Source organism: Bacterioplanoides sp. (assembly GCF_965226395.1).
GTDB lineage: Bacteria > Pseudomonadota > Gammaproteobacteria > Pseudomonadales > Oceanobacteraceae > Bacterioplanoides.
Window position 1 is genome coordinate 1,193,963 of record NZ_OZ245358.1, and the last position, 14,619, is coordinate 1,208,581.

At 50.5% G+C, this 14,619-nt stretch carries 12 protein-coding genes; 2 read left to right on the top strand and 10 right to left on the bottom strand.

The window, feature by feature from the left end; all coding sequences use genetic code 11:
* Positions 1 to 183: 183 nt before the first annotated feature.
* Entirely contained in the window at positions 184 to 1,725 is a 1,542-nt protein-coding gene (locus tag ACO05E_RS05485) for a diguanylate cyclase (protein ID WP_419811982.1), read from the top strand.
* 11 nt (positions 1,726 to 1,736) lie between these two features.
* Here the strand turns inward: ACO05E_RS05485 and trmB are convergent, their stop codons facing one another.
* The 3 genes from trmB to ACO05E_RS05500 form a co-directional block, all read right to left on the bottom strand.
* Positions 1,737 to 2,453 carry a tRNA (guanine(46)-N(7))-methyltransferase TrmB gene (trmB, locus tag ACO05E_RS05490; RefSeq protein ID WP_419811983.1) on the bottom strand — a complete coding sequence of 239 codons (717 nt, stop codon included), beginning with the start codon at positions 2,451 to 2,453 and terminating at the stop codon, positions 1,737 to 1,739.
* Between the two features lie 155 nt (positions 2,454 to 2,608).
* Positions 2,609 to 3,901, bottom strand: coding sequence for an adenylosuccinate synthase (locus tag ACO05E_RS05495; protein ID WP_419813661.1), 1,293 nt, complete (start codon positions 3,899 to 3,901; stop codon positions 2,609 to 2,611).
* 75 nt (positions 3,902 to 3,976) lie between these two features.
* Positions 3,977 to 5,143, bottom strand: coding sequence for an ATP phosphoribosyltransferase regulatory subunit (locus ACO05E_RS05500; RefSeq protein WP_419811984.1), 1,167 nt, complete (start codon positions 5,141 to 5,143; stop codon positions 3,977 to 3,979).
* A 306-nt stretch (positions 5,144 to 5,449) separates the two neighbouring features.
* On the opposite strand from ACO05E_RS05500, the gene ACO05E_RS05505 reads away from it, so the two are divergent.
* Positions 5,450 to 6,031 carry a DNA-3-methyladenine glycosylase I gene (locus ACO05E_RS05505; protein WP_419811985.1) on the top strand — a complete coding sequence of 194 codons (582 nt, stop codon included), beginning with the start codon at positions 5,450 to 5,452 and terminating at the stop codon, positions 6,029 to 6,031.
* Between the two features lie 63 nt (positions 6,032 to 6,094).
* Here the strand turns inward: ACO05E_RS05505 and hflC are convergent, their stop codons facing one another.
* From hflC to ACO05E_RS05540, 7 genes are all read right to left on the bottom strand, one after another.
* Positions 6,095 to 6,964, bottom strand: coding sequence for a protease modulator HflC (gene hflC / locus ACO05E_RS05510; protein WP_419811986.1), 870 nt, complete (start codon positions 6,962 to 6,964; stop codon positions 6,095 to 6,097).
* Entirely contained in the window at positions 6,964 to 8,172 is a 1,209-nt protein-coding gene (gene hflK, locus ACO05E_RS05515) for an FtsH protease activity modulator HflK (protein WP_419811987.1), read from the bottom strand. Before hflK ends, hflC begins: the two co-directional genes overlap by 1 nt.
* A gap of 194 nt (positions 8,173 to 8,366) precedes the next feature.
* Positions 8,367 to 9,698 (bottom strand): ribosome rescue GTPase HflX, encoded by a 1,332-nt coding sequence (gene hflX, locus ACO05E_RS05520; RefSeq protein WP_419811988.1) that lies wholly within the window; start codon positions 9,696 to 9,698, stop codon positions 8,367 to 8,369.
* Between the two features lie 138 nt (positions 9,699 to 9,836).
* A complete protein-coding gene (gene hfq, locus ACO05E_RS05525; protein WP_419811989.1) occupies positions 9,837 to 10,085 on the bottom strand; it encodes an RNA chaperone Hfq in 249 nt (82 codons plus the stop codon).
* A gap of 106 nt (positions 10,086 to 10,191) precedes the next feature.
* Positions 10,192 to 11,157 (bottom strand): tRNA (adenosine(37)-N6)-dimethylallyltransferase MiaA, encoded by a 966-nt coding sequence (gene miaA, locus ACO05E_RS05530; protein WP_419811990.1) that lies wholly within the window; start codon positions 11,155 to 11,157, stop codon positions 10,192 to 10,194.
* 78 nt (positions 11,158 to 11,235) lie between these two features.
* The gene (gene mutL / locus ACO05E_RS05535) at positions 11,236 to 13,185 is read right to left on the bottom strand and encodes a DNA mismatch repair endonuclease MutL (protein ID WP_419811991.1); all 1,950 of its coding nucleotides are present in this window, start codon (positions 13,183 to 13,185) and stop codon (positions 11,236 to 11,238) included.
* Positions 13,186 to 13,215: 30 nt separating this feature from the next.
* Positions 13,216 to 14,571 (bottom strand): N-acetylmuramoyl-L-alanine amidase, encoded by a 1,356-nt coding sequence (locus ACO05E_RS05540; protein WP_419811992.1) that lies wholly within the window; start codon positions 14,569 to 14,571, stop codon positions 13,216 to 13,218.
* Positions 14,572 to 14,619: the final 48 nt, after the last annotated feature.

The following is a 14,619-nucleotide window of genomic DNA, read 5'->3' on the forward strand; positions in this document are numbered from 1 at the left end:
AAACGTCCGGATCATAAAGCCGCTGTATGTTACTCCGTCAGCCTGAACCATAACTGAAAAATCCGATGGAACAAAAAACTGCCCTGTCTCTCTATAAACGGACTCTAATTAGGTGTTTATATTTTGCTCACATCGTCTAAAATGATAATTTAGTCACTGCTTTTCAAATTAAACGGATCTGAATTGAAGCTTTTGCACCAGACGTTTCATCGCTATCGGCGCTCTCTGGCCCAGGTAAAACTGGTGTTGCTGTTATTCGTGATCTCGACGGCGGTTCTGCTCTCCTTCACCCTATCTACCTCCCGTGCCATCAGCCAGCTGAATCAGGAATGGCAAACCTATGGCCAGCAGTCTCAAAGCAAATACGAGCTGATCAACCATTTGCGCGCGTCGATTGGTTACATGGGGTTTATCCATTATTTTAAAAATTATGTAATTCGCCGTGATGCGGAGTATTTACGCGCCGCCCATGAATCCATGGTCACCAGTCAGGAATTGCTGCATCAGTACCAACAACAAACTCTGAACCCTCAGGAACAGGCTGCGCTGAATGATCTGAAAATGGTCATAAGCGACTACCAGCAAAAGTTAGCGAGTATCGAACACACGAAAGTTGCCGATATGCCCATTCGTGCCCTGGATCAGCGGGTAAAAGTAGACGATACCGCCGCAGCCAATGCACTGGTGATTCTGAATACGCTACTGGAAGACGATTATCATTATGTTAATCAGCAAACCACCGACCTGCTGAACATTGCCAAGCAACGACTGCAACTGCTGTCCGGGATTGGTATACCGCTGCTGATCATCTTCTGCTTATACGCCTCAGCACTGGTTATTCGGGCAACCCGTTCCAAAAGCCACCTGGAAACCCTGTTTTCTATGATTCCGGAGGGCATTCTGGTGGCTGACCGTTCCGGTCGGGTAGTCAGAACCAACCCTCATGCCAGTGATATTTTTGGTTATCCGGCAGCGACTTTATTAGGCAAACAACTGGACGAACTGATTTGCCCGGATGCGGTACAACAAAATATACGCTCAGCCTTTCAGCAAGGTCGTGGCGATGACACCAAACCGGTGTTTTATGGCATTCATCAGAATGGTGAGTCCCTGCCACTGGATATTGAGCTGGCGACGCTCAACGGGCACCGATCGATTCACCGGATTGCCATGATTCGTTGCCGTAAAGAAGAACTGAAGCTCAAGCAGCTGTCGGAATCCGATCACTTAACCGGCGTGCGTAACCGCCTGGGAATCGACCGTATCCTGTATCAGGAAATCGAGCGTTGTCAGCGCTATGAGCATCCGCTGGCCTTTCTGCTGATCGACATCGACCACTTTAAAGCCATTAATGATCAGCTCGGCCACCAGGCTGGCGACCATATCATTATTACCGTGGCGGATGTTCTGAAAGAAGAGTCGCGCCCATCAGACAGTATTGGCCGCTGGGGCGGTGATGAGTTTTGTGTAATTTGCCCAGAGGTGTGTGCCGAAGGTGCGGCTGAATTAGCCAGCCGCTTGCAGAAAAGACTCAGTCAGAGCAACCTGATTCATCCCCGCACTCAACAGGCACCAACCCTCAGCATTGGCATTGCCGAACTTATTAAAGGGGATGATCCATCGGCCTTATTTGCCCGGGCCGATCAGAGTCTCTACCGCTCTAAGGCACAAGGTCGTAACTGTATTTGTATCGACGGCTCAGAAAAACCCTCGTTTTTATGCTGAAGTACGTGTTTTTATGCTGACGGCAGAGACAGCGCAGCCTGCCATGGCAGGGTAAAGCCAGTCAGATTGGCATCCAGGCGATATAACGGCTGACCACTTAAGCGGTATTTACGCTCAAATGGTGTGATGTCCGAGTCTTCTGTTTCCATCATTAATGGCGAAAACTCACCATTCAAGCCAGCTACTTCCAGCGCCCGCTGAAACTCCTGCAGATACAACGGAAAGTTCGAGCGCATCTGCAATTGCCCACCCAGCATCAACAGATACGGGAACACCGCAGCACCATGCCAGCGACGTTTAAAATGGGTCGCCTTCGGCCATGGGTTGGGATACAGAATATAGTGATGCGTTAACTGCCAGCCATCGGCGACGGCTAAGCGCCAGAAGTCGTTAAGATCCACCCGCGCTAACCGATAGTTATCCGCCGTGCGGCGATAGCTGTCGTGCTTTTCAATGCGCATATCCGACTTATCCAGACCCAGAATAAAAGCATCCGGATGACGCTCTGCCAGGTTCACCGTACTCTCGCCAACACCACAACAGGAATCCAGAATCAGCGGCCGGCCATCCTCCTGCCAGGCCTCCTTCAAACGATAAAAGGTTTCCAGAGTCGCATCGTGAAACGGCTTCTGGAACGGGCCAGATAAATGCTTGCGCACAATATCATCCAGCCGTTCGTGCAGACCTTGCTGGTTGGTTTCGACCGTGCGGGAATTGCCTTGGATCATCAGAACCTCAGAGAATTACGTCTGGCTCCCACGCTCTGCGTGGTAGTCACATCTGAATTGAGAAAATCAGAAGATGGGGCTGCCGGCTTAGCGTGGGAGCCAGAGTACAAAAAACCCGCCTTAAGCGGCGGGTTTATTCAGGCGCTTGACCTTAATCAGAGACCGAAGCTATGACGTAATACAATCGTCTCTACACGGTCAGGGCCGGTGGAGATAATATCAATCGGTGCACCAATCGCTTCTTCAACAAAGCGGATATAGGCTTTCGCGTTCTCTGGCAGATCTTCCAGCTTCTGCGCACCCACCGTGCTTTCAGTCCAGCCCGGCAGTTCTTCGTAAATCGGAGTGATTTTTTCGAACTGATCGGCACTGGCTGGTACGTTCATACGGTTGCCGTTTTCGTCCTGATAGCCGACACACACTTTAACGGTTTCTAAACCGTCCAGTACGTCCAGCTTGGTCAGACAGATGGCGTTCACTGAGTTAACACGGATGGAGTGTTTCACCAGTGCCGCATCAAACCAACCACAACGACGAGAACGACCAGTGGTGGTGCCTTTCTCATGACCAACGGTGGCTAAGTGCTCACCCACTTCGTCGAACAGTTCCGTTGGGAATGGACCAGAACCAACACGTGTGGTGTACGCCTTGGTGATACCCATGATCTGATCCAGATACAGCGGGCCAACACCAGAACCAGTCGCCACACCACCAGCCGTGGTGTTAGAAGAGGTTACAAACGGGTAAGTACCGTGGTCGATGTCCAGCAGCGTGCCTTGTGCACCTTCGAACATGATGTCACCGCCATCTTCACGGATGGTGTGAACCATATCGACTGCGTCTACCACGATGTCTTTGATCTGCTCAGCCCACTCTTTGCAGGAAGCCAGTGTCTCTTCGTAGTTAACTTCGTCAACGCCGTAGTAATTTTTCAGCGAGAAGTTGTGGTATTCCATCACTTCTTTCAGCTTGTCGGCGAATTCCGGCTGGAACATATCGCCCACACGCAAGCCACGACGGGATACTTTATCTTCGTAAGCCGGGCCAATACCACGGCCAGTAGTACCGATTTTAGCGTTACCACGCTTGATCTCACGTGCCTGATCCAGAGCAACGTGATACGGCAGAATCAGTGGGCAAGCGTGAGAAATACGCAGGCGTTCCATCACCGGAACACCACGCTCTTCCAGCGAGCGCACTTCTTTTAACAGTGCGTCTGGAGCCAGTACCACACCGTTACCAATGATGCAGCGCACGCCATCACGCAGAATGCCAGACGGAATCAGGTGCAACGCGGTTTTTACACCGTCGATTACCAGTGTATGACCCGCATTATGACCGCCCTGAAAACGCACAACCGCCGTGGCTTTTTCAGTCAGCAGATCAACAATTTTACCTTTACCTTCGTCACCCCATTGGGTGCCCAGAACAACAACGCTTTTGCCCATCTCGGTATCAATCACTCTGTTAGGGCCTCATTGATCGAATCAAATTGGCCGTTATCAATTAAAAAATAAATTCTTTCAGGCGTTAACCAGTTGCCACTGGCCATCCTGATATTGCAGAGCCTGATCCGCCGGGATCGTTTCTGCGTTCAGTTGTACCAGCACGCGGTAGCCTTGCTCACGTAATTGCTGGATTTTAGCCCATAGCTGCGGATCTTCACTGGCTGGTGCCATCACCGTTTGTTTGTCGCCAGCATCCACCGCGCCAAACCGCGCCAGTACTTTTAAGTCGGCACTGAAGCCGGTTGCTGGACGGGCACGACCAAATACCGCACCGGTTTCATCATAACGGCCACCCTGAGCCACGGCATCGCCATAACCCGGAACATACGCCGCAAACACCAGACCTGTGTGGTAGTCGTAACCACGCAGTTCGGTTAAATCAAAGTAGAACGGCGTATTCGGGAAGCGCATTGCCAGCTGATCGGTCACTTTCTGAATATGCTGTAGTTCAGCCGAAGTTTCCGGTACCAGTTCTGCCAGACGAGCAATGGATTCGTCCAGCAGCTTGCGGTCACCCTGTAATCGTGTCAGCAGTTTAAAGGCTTCGTTCAGCTTGGCATCCGTAACTTCACGATCCGCCCAGCCATCCAGATCCGAAGCACATTTCAGCTTCAGCAGGTCAAACAGTTCGGCTTGCTGTTCTGCGTTAATACCGGCTTTATCAGCCAGCGCACGGAACACACCCACATGGCCCAGGTCCAGGTGAATATTGTTGATGCCAGACTTTTCAATCATCGCCACCATTAAGCTGATGATTTCAACATCGGCCGCCACACCGGCTTCACCATACAGTTCTGCGCCAATCTGAGTCGGAGTACGACTGGCTAACAGAGACGGTGCTTTGGCATGGAAAACAGTACGGCAATAACCTAAACGGCTAACACCTTCCGGTGCCAGACTGTGAGCATCAATACGGGCAACCTGAGGTGTGGTATCAGCACTCAGACCCATCATGCGACCCGACAGCTGGTCGGTCACTTTAAAGGTACGTAAATCGAGATCTTTGCCGGTGCCGGTTAACAGAGAATCCAGGTACTCCAAGGCTGGCGGGATCACCATGTCGTAACCCCAATGGTCGAGCAAATCGAGCAGATGACGACGTAAAACCTCGATTTGCCGCGCCTGAGGCGGCAACACTTCATCAATACCATCTGGCAACAGCCAACGGTCAGCGCGTGTCATGATTCAGCCTTATCAATTGATCAGATATACAAACAGAAGACATAAAAAAACCGGGTGTATGGCCCGGTTGCAGGATTCTACCAAAGCCGGTGGGCAAAGAACATGATTAACGCTGAATTCGTTTGAATCTCTGCGTCTTGTGTCAATTAGTAAGATTACTAAGGATAAATATAACCGGAGGTTCTATTGCTGACATGTCAGACAGCGCGGTTAATTCAATTCATTTCTCTTAACAGCAGCATGCGATCCATTGCATGATGCTCTTTTCATCAACACCTGCCGGGTCAATACAAGGAGCTGTGACTAATGAGCGATAAAATCAGGTGCAAGTGGTCAACCAAGACCGAGCTAGAACAAGCGTATCATGATAGTGAATGGGGCGTTCCGGTGTTTGACGACACCTTGTTATTCGAGTTGTTATCGCTGGAATTGTGTCAGTCGGGCTTAAGCTGGCATACGATCTTAAAAAAGCGCCAGGGATACAGAAATGCGTTTGCGCAATTTAATATCACCCAAGTCGCGGCATATAACGATGACAACATCGCTCAGTTGGTAACCGATCAAGAGATTGTTCGCCATAAGGCCAAGATTGCAGCCATCATCAATAATGCAGCTGCAATACTAAAAGTCCAGCAGGAATTTGGCAGCTTCTCAGACTATCTGTGGGGCTTTGTTAATCACCAGCCCATTATTAATGGCTGGCAGCAAGAAAGTGAAGTACCAGCCTCCAGTCCCCTTTCCGATCAGATCAGCAAAGACTTAAAAAAGCGTGGTTTTAAATTCTTAGGCAGCACAACGGTGTACGCGTTTTTACAAGCAGTTGGCGTGGTGAATGACCATATTCAGGGCTGCTTTCGCTTTAACCCCTGTTGCGAGTTGGTTGAATAAAATAAAAAACCCCGCGCGGCAGAGCCAGCGCGGGGTTTGGTTATAAGCCATTACAGCAATAACTTAGTTGCCTTCAGCATCCTTCATATAACGGAAGAAGTCGCTGTCAGGCTTCAACAGAATCACATCATTCTGTTTAAAGGTTTCGGTGTAGGCTTTTAAGCTACGGGTAAAGGCGTAAAACTCAGGATCTTTGTTATACGCTTTGGCGTAGATCTTAGCAGCCTGAGCATCCCCTTCACCTTTGGTGCGCTCAGCTTCACGATAAGCTTCTGCTTCAAGAACCGTCTTCTGACGGTCTGCATCGGCTTCGATACCTTCAGCCAGCTCTTTACCCTGCGAGCGATGTTCACGAGCTTCACGCTCACGTTCAGCCGACATACGGTTGTAAACCGAGTTACTCAGGTCATCCGGCAGGTCGACGGCTTTCACCCGCACGTCCAGAATCTCAATACCCAGATCATCCTGAGTTTCGGTATTCAGTTCAGTGGTCAGCTTGGTCATCAGCTCATCACGCTCACCGGAAACCACTTCGAGCAGAGAACGGGCAGCAATTTCATCACGCAGACCTTTGTTCACCAGGTTCGCCAGCAGGTTAGAAGCCTGGAAACGATCACCGGAAGTCGCTTTGTAGTATGCGCGTACATCTTTAATACGCCATTTCGCAAAGGAATCGACAATCACATACTTTTTACCAGCGGTCAGGAAGCGCGATGGGTTGGTATCCAGCGTCAGGATACGCGCATCAAAGCGTTTTACGTTCTGAATCAGCGGGCTTTTCCAGTGCAGGCCCGGCTTGATATCCGCTTCAACGATTTCACCAAACTGCAGTTTGATCGCACGTTCGGTTTCATTCACCACATACAGGCCCTGGCTGGCGATCAGTACACCAATACCCAGAATAATGACAGCAATCATAGCTTTCGGAGACATTAGCGGCCCTCCCCACGACGAGATGATGACGATGAATTCTGACGCGCACGCACTTCATTTAATACGCGGTCGGTCAGGCGAGAGATATCACTATCTGAGATAGCGCCTGAGGTGCTGCTAGGTGCAGGCATGTTTTTAATGATCTGATCCAGCGGCAGGTACATCATGTTGTTACCACCGTCGACATCCACCATCACCTTACTGGCGTTGTTATACACTTCAGAAACTGACTCGATATACAGACGCTCACGGGTCACCTTAGGTGCTTTTTTGTATTCGCTGTACAGGCTATCGAAACGTGCCGCTTCACCTTCTGCCCGAGCGATAATACGTTCTTTATACGCCGATGCTTCTTCTAACTGACGCTGAGCACGACCACGCGCTTCCGGTACTATCGAGTTGGCATACGCTTCGGATTCGTTAATAAAACGTTCTTTATCCTGTTTTGCTTTTTGTACGTCGTCGAACGCCGCTTTCACCTGAGCCGGTGGACGGGCGTCTTTGATGTTGACGTTGGTTAGCACCATACCTGTAGCGTAACGCTCCAGATAATCCTGTAAACGCAGCTGAACATCTTCGGCCAGTACCGCACGGCCGGTGGTCAGAATCGGGTCCATGGCAGTGGAGCCCACTTCATGACGCAGCGCTGATTCGGCAGCGGATAATAAGGTACGTTCAGGAGCTTCAACCCGCAGTGCAAAAGCAACCGGGTCAACCACACGATATTGCGCGTTTAACTCCACCTCAACGATGTTTTCGTCTTTGGTCAGCATACGTTCTTTGATTTCCGCTTCACGCACCTTGGTGGTGTTAACCGGAATCACGGTATCAACCAGAGGAATCTTAAAACGTAAACCCGGCTGTTCGGTCTTCAGGTATTCGCCTAAGCGTAATACCACACCACGCTCTTGCTCATCCAGCGTATAAACTGAGTTAAAGCCCAGCATCACCACCAGGATGGCCGCGGCGATACCAAACATGCCACCAGCACCGTTATTCTGGCCTTTGCGGTTGTTGCCACCACCATTGCCACCAAACCAACCGTTCAGCTTTTTCATTAACTGCTGAATCGCTTCGTCCAGATCTGGCGGCTGATTGCCACCGCGATTCGGGCCACGGTTATTACCGTTGTTACCGTTATTATTACCACGATCATTATTACCCCAGGGATCTTTGGGGCCGTTACCGCCAGGCTCATTCCAGGCCATAAGTCTCTCCAGTCAGGCAGACAATTCATCAAGCGCCTTTTTGCGCTCGCCAATGATATACAATTTAGTCGGGATAGACAGTCAAAGACTGTCAGTCCAAATCACTCTTCTTACTTCAAGCGCCCTTTCTAAAGGCATTATTTCTGATAAAAGCCACACTCGCCAATTCAGGACACTTTTTGCTGCTCGCAGAATTAAGATTCCCACGCTTCTTTCGCCTGGGGCAAAAAGCGCTGTTCATCCAGTCCGGCTCGCGCCAGAGCGCGGCGAAAATCCTGACGTTGCATACGGATTTGCAGCAACATATCGCCATTATCAGCGTAGCGCTCCTCACGGATAGCGCCCATGTCATACAGCATAGCGCGCAGCTTTGCATCTGCGGGCTTGAGGCAGATTTCTTCGGCAAATAAATCTTCCCCCAACAGCTCAGCAATGGCCTGATTCAGCAGCTCAAAACCATCACGCTCGCGCGCTGATAACCACACGGCCGTTGGATTGCCCTGATCATCACGATCAATACGGGCCTCTCCGTGCTCCAGCAAGTCGATTTTGTTATACACCCGTAATTGTGGCACCTCGTCGGCTTCAATTTCCGCCAGTACCAGCTCAACCTGCTCAATATTGGAATCACGTTCCTCTGCGGCACAATCAATCACGTGCATCAACAAATCAGCATCGGCGGCCTCCTGTAAGGTCGCGCGAAATGCTTCCACCAGCTTATGCGGCAAATGACGAATAAAGCCCACGGTATCGGCCAGCACCACTTCACCAATATCATCCACCTGATAACGGCGCAGGGTTGGATCTAAGGTGGCAAATAACTGATCGGCAGCGTAAACCTCAGAGGTGGTTAAGGCATTAAACAGGGTGGATTTACCAGCATTGGTATAACCCACAATGGCAACTGTTGGTGTGGAGGAACGCTGCCGCGCACGACGCCCCTGATCCCGTTGCGCACGAACTTTTTCCAAGCGTTTATGAATCTGGCTGACGCGATTACGCACCAGTCGACGGTCGGTCTCCAGCTGCGATTCACCCGCCCCCCGGGAGCCGATGCCCCCTTGTTGACGCTCCAAGTGCGTCCAGCCACGTACCAGTCGGGTCGACTGATGTTGCAGCTGCGCCAGCTCGACCTGTAACTTACCTTCGTGTGTTCGGGCACGCTGAGCAAAGATATCGAGAATCAGACCAGTCCGATCCACCACCCGGCATTCCAGTGCTTTTTCCAGGTTACGCTCCTGACTGGGCGATAAACTGTGGTTAAACATCACCAGCTGACAATCGTGCAGCTGTAACAGCTCACGAATTTCATCCACCTTACCCAATCCAATAAAGGTTTTGGGGTCTGGTGTGCTGCGCTTGGCCGTGACCAGATCGAGCGGATCAGCTCCGGCCGAAATCACCAGCTCGCGGAATTCGTTTAAGTCTTCGCGGTTAACGCCTTCAGGAAAGTCAATATGCACCAATAACGCGGTTTCAGTGCTCTGGTGTTGGTCTGAGTTATTCGTGGGCCGTTCAAAGAACAAAGCTGCCAGCCTCTGGTTGTGAACAATGATGTGAAAGTCGGGAGATAAAAACGCCAGGACGGATGCCTGGCGTCATTGACCAGACAGCAACAGCAAAGGCGGTCACTGCCGGTATAAAAGGTGCTGAAACCGGAGAAATTATTCTTCGCCGCCTTCAGTACCTGTCTCTGCTGGTGCCATACGCACGTTACGAGAAGGTACAACCGTGGAAATTGCGTGCTTATACACCATTTGGCTAACGGTATTTTTCAGCAGAATTACAAACTGGTCGAACGATTCAATCTGACCTTGCAACTTAATACCGTTCACCAGAAAGATGGAAACCGGAATACGCTCTTTGCGCAGTTGGTTCAGATAAGGGTCTTGTAAAGAGTGCCCTTTTGACATGGTTGTCTCCTTAAAATTTGAAGGTGTCGTCCAATGTGGGGACGACCGAATAAAAAATGCCCCATACCGCTCTGGCATCAGCTGTTATGAGTATAAAACAGATAATTCAGGACGATGCGCTAAATATGGCGTTCGCTTGCAGTATTTTCAAGGCACTTTGCAGAAGTTTTGGGTCATTTGTGTCCAACCAGTGCAAATCAGACCAACTTCGCAGCCAGGTGATCTGGCGTTTAGCCAGTTGCCGGGTGGCAATAATGCCGCGTTCTTCCATTTCCTCGTAGCTGGTTTCACCCGCCAGATAGTCCCACGCCTGACGGTAACCCACCGCCCGGATAGACGGTAACTCCGGATGCAGGTCGTCACGCTGAAACAAACCACGGACTTCGTCGATAAAGCCTTCATTCAGCATCTGGCGGAAGCGAATGGCAATCCGCTCATGCAGTTGTTTGCGCTCCGGCGGGCACACCGCCAGGTTAACCACATGATACGGCAGTGGCGCAGTATCCTGTTCGGCCCAGTGCTGGGTCAGGGTTTTACCGGAAACTTCATACACTTCCAAAGCGCGCTGAATCCGCTGTGAGTCCATCGGTTTCAGCCGTGCCGCGGATTCCGGGTCTACCTCAGCCAGGCGCTGATGCATATGCGGCCAGCCGTGTTCCTGTCCTTCAGCCAGCAAACGTCCACGCACCGCTTCATCTGCCTTGGGCAGCTCCGCTGCGCCATCGCGTAAAAACTTAAAATACATCATGGTGCCGCCCACCAGCAGCGGCACCTTGCCTGCAGCTGTGATTTCGGCCATTTCACGTAATGCATCTTCACGGAAATTAGCGGCGGAATAACTGTCGGCCGGGTCGATTAAATCAATCAGACGATGTGGTGCGCGTTGCAGCATCTCAGCATCTGGTTTGGCCGTACCAATATCCATGCCCTTATACACCAGCGCTGAATCAACACTGATGATTTCGCACGGGTATTTTTCCACCAGCTCCAGAGCCAGAGCAGTCTTACCAGAAGCGGTTGGCCCCATCAGAAAAATCGCCGGAGGCAGCTCTTTATTTAATATTTCATTCATTGGTTATCTGCCAAGCCATCAGTATTCATGCCGCTATGAACGCAGTAGGCATCTCTTTATTAGGTACAACAGACATAGTCAGCGGCCTCTCAAGAATAATTTATCTAATTCTGGCATCGTCATTTGTGTCCAGGTTGGTCGGCCATGATTACACTGACCACTGCGCTCGGTGGCTTCCATATCACGCAACAGCGCGTTCATCTCAGGCAGCGTTAATTTACGATTCGCACGTACCGAGCCATGACAGGCCATGGTGGATAACACTTCATTGCGGAAAGCCAGAATACGGTCGGAGCTACCGTGCTCCATCAGATCTGACAACATATCGGTAATCAGCTGTGCGGCATTGGCCTGTTGCAATAACACCGGAATTTGTCGAATCAAAATGCTTTCCGGGCCAACCCGGGCCAGCTCAACGCCAAGGCGTTTGAATTCTTCGCTGTATTGCTCCGCCGCATCCGCTTCACGCTCACTCACCGCCAGCGTTTCCGGCACCAGCAACGGCTGACTGTGGATTCCTTGTTCATCCACCGCCAGCTTTAAACGTTCGTAGGTGATGCGTTCATGCGCCGCGTGCATATCAACCACCACCATGCCTTGTGTATTCTGCGCCAGAATATAAATGCCATGCAGCTGCGCAATGGCAAAACCCAGAGGCGGTACATCCTCATTGTCAGTTTCCGGCAATGCCTGTGTCGCTACTGTCCCCGAAACTGCTTGCGCAGCTGTAAAGGGCTGCGCACCTTCGAGAGGCTGAGCCAAGGTTTGATAAGCCTGTAATTGCTCTGCCACGGCGGATTGAGTAACCGTGTTTTGAGTGGCATTGCCAGACGAATAAGCAGTCTGATAACCGGATGGAGAAATCGTGCCAGCCTGAGGCGCTGATGCCTGCCAATTTAATCGGGTTTGTTCACTGAACTCGCCAGCTTCCACACCGGTGGCCGGAGCACTCTGTTGTGACAAACTCTGGCTCTGTTGCCCCGCATCTTCTAGTCGACCTCCAGGAGGCAACTGAGCATCCGGGCGTACATCCGCTAATGCTTTATGCAGGGTACGGAATAAAAAGTCGTGCACCAAGCGGCCATCACGGAAGCGCACTTCGTGTTTGGTTGGATGAACATTCACATCCACCAGCTTCGGATCGAGCCATAAATACAACACAAACGCTGGATGACGACCGTGATACAGCACATCGCGATAGGCTTGCTTAATCGCGTGCACCACCAGCTTGTCGCGCACTACCCGACCATTCACAAAGAAATACTGCATATCACCCTGCGAACGGGAGAAGGTTGGTAACCCGACCCAGCCTTGCAGATTTAAGCCTGCTGCTTCTCGCTCGATATGCACCGAGCTGTCCATAAAGGTGGGATTTAATAACGACGCCACCCGTTTTTCACGATCAATCGGGCGAGTTGCCGGACGCAAGGCATGAATCACTTTGCCGTTATGGCGCAGGGTGAAGCCTACGTCGTAGCGGCTCAATGCCAGGCGTTTTACCGTTTCTTCCAGATGGGAAAATTCGGTTTTTTCGGTGCGTAAAAATTTACGCCGTGCCGGGGTATTAAAAAATAAATCCCGTACTTCAATGGTGGTGCCCGTTGGATGTGCGGCTGGCGACACGCTGGCCACCATATCGCGTCCTTCGGCGGTTACCTGCCAGGCTTCTTCTGCACTCTGTTCACGTGAGGTCAGCGTTAACCGCGTCACCGAGCTGATACTGGCGAGTGCTTCACCGCGAAAACCCAAACTGCCAACCGCTTCGAGATCATCCAGGGTAATAATTTTACTGGTGGCATGGCGACTCAGTGCCAGCGCCAAATCGTCTTTGGCAATGCCATGGCCATTATCACGAATGCGTAATAATTTAACGCCACCCTGCTCCGCATCAATTTCAATCCGGTCGGCACCGGCATCGAGTGAGTTCTCAACCAGTTCTTTAACAATATTCGCCGGGCGCTCTACCACCTCACCAGCGGCAATCTGGTTAGCTAATCGGGGCGATAATAAGTGGATTCGCGAAGTCATTGAATTGGATAGCTCATTATTTTCGAGTGTTTATGAAGCAGGGATTTTAAGTTTTTGTCCGACCCAGACATTGTCAGACTTTAATTTATTCAAACGGCGAATATCAGCCATCGCCACACGATTTTTCACCGCAATGCCCGATAAAGTATCACCACTGCGGACAACATAGGTTTTGGAACGTTTTTTTATCGGTGTTTTGTACTGTGTTGATTTGTCAGATTTGGCGACCTTACTATCGAGTTGTGCTGCTAATAAGGTGCCACGCGGAGGATGAGCCTTAAAGTATTGTTTAATGCCATTAAAAATCGCATTCGCCATTTTCTTCTGATAACTACGCCCGGACAGTTTTTTCGCTTCGCCGGGGTTAGAAATAAAACCGGTTTCCACTAACAGCGACGGCATATCCGGAGATTTTAAAACCGCAAACGCAGCACCCTCTACCTGCCTTTTGTGCAGGCGAGAGAAGCTGCCCATTTGACGCAGCACATGATCACCAATCTGTTTGCTTTCTTTTTTGGTGTTATCCATGGTGAGGTCGAGCAGAGTCATGGCAACGTGGTCGTCTTTGTCTTCAATTTTAACGCCACCAATTAAATCGGATTCGTTTTCTTTATCCGCCAGCCAACGTGCTGCTTCACTGGTAGCACCACGTTCTGACAAGACAAATACCGAAGAGCCATGAGCACTCGGGTGTTTAAAAGCATCCGCATGAATCGACACAAAAAAATCGGCTCTGGCTTTGCGGGCTTTGGCGGTTCGCTCTCTCAGGCCAATATAATAATCGCCGGTACGCACCATAAACGGCTGAAAACCAGGCTCTTTTTTCAGCCGTTTTTCCAGCTCTTTGGCGATGGCCAGCACCACACGTTTTTCATAAATACGTCCTGGACCTATGGCCCCCGGATCTTCACCGCCGTGACCGGCATCAATGGCAATAATAATATTGCGCTGGCTGGAGCCGGTTTCACGCACTTTTTTAACCGGTGCGGCAATGGCCTGAATGGGTTTCTGGCGTCCGAGATCCACCACCAGTCGGTGATACGGATATTTTTTATTCGGCTTTAACGGAAAACTTTTGGCACTGATTTTTTCATTTTTAAGTGCCTTTTCAATATCCAGCACAATACGCAGATCATTTTTATTGCGCTTACCAGAGCGAATACCACTAACAGACGTTTTAGCCACATCGACTTTTGCTACGTCGATGCGACTTTTGGCATTCATTAAATCAATCACTACCCGTTGCGGATTATCCAGGGTGAAAATTTTATGCTCCGACGGCTCAGTCAGATCAAACACCAGACGAGTATTTTCCGGAGATTGCCAGATACGCACATCTTTAATATCGGCAGTCGCAACAGCCGAAAATAAAATCAGTGTGAACAAAAAAAGTGGTCGTAAGATCATGTGACTATTATGCAATCGTGTTGTTGT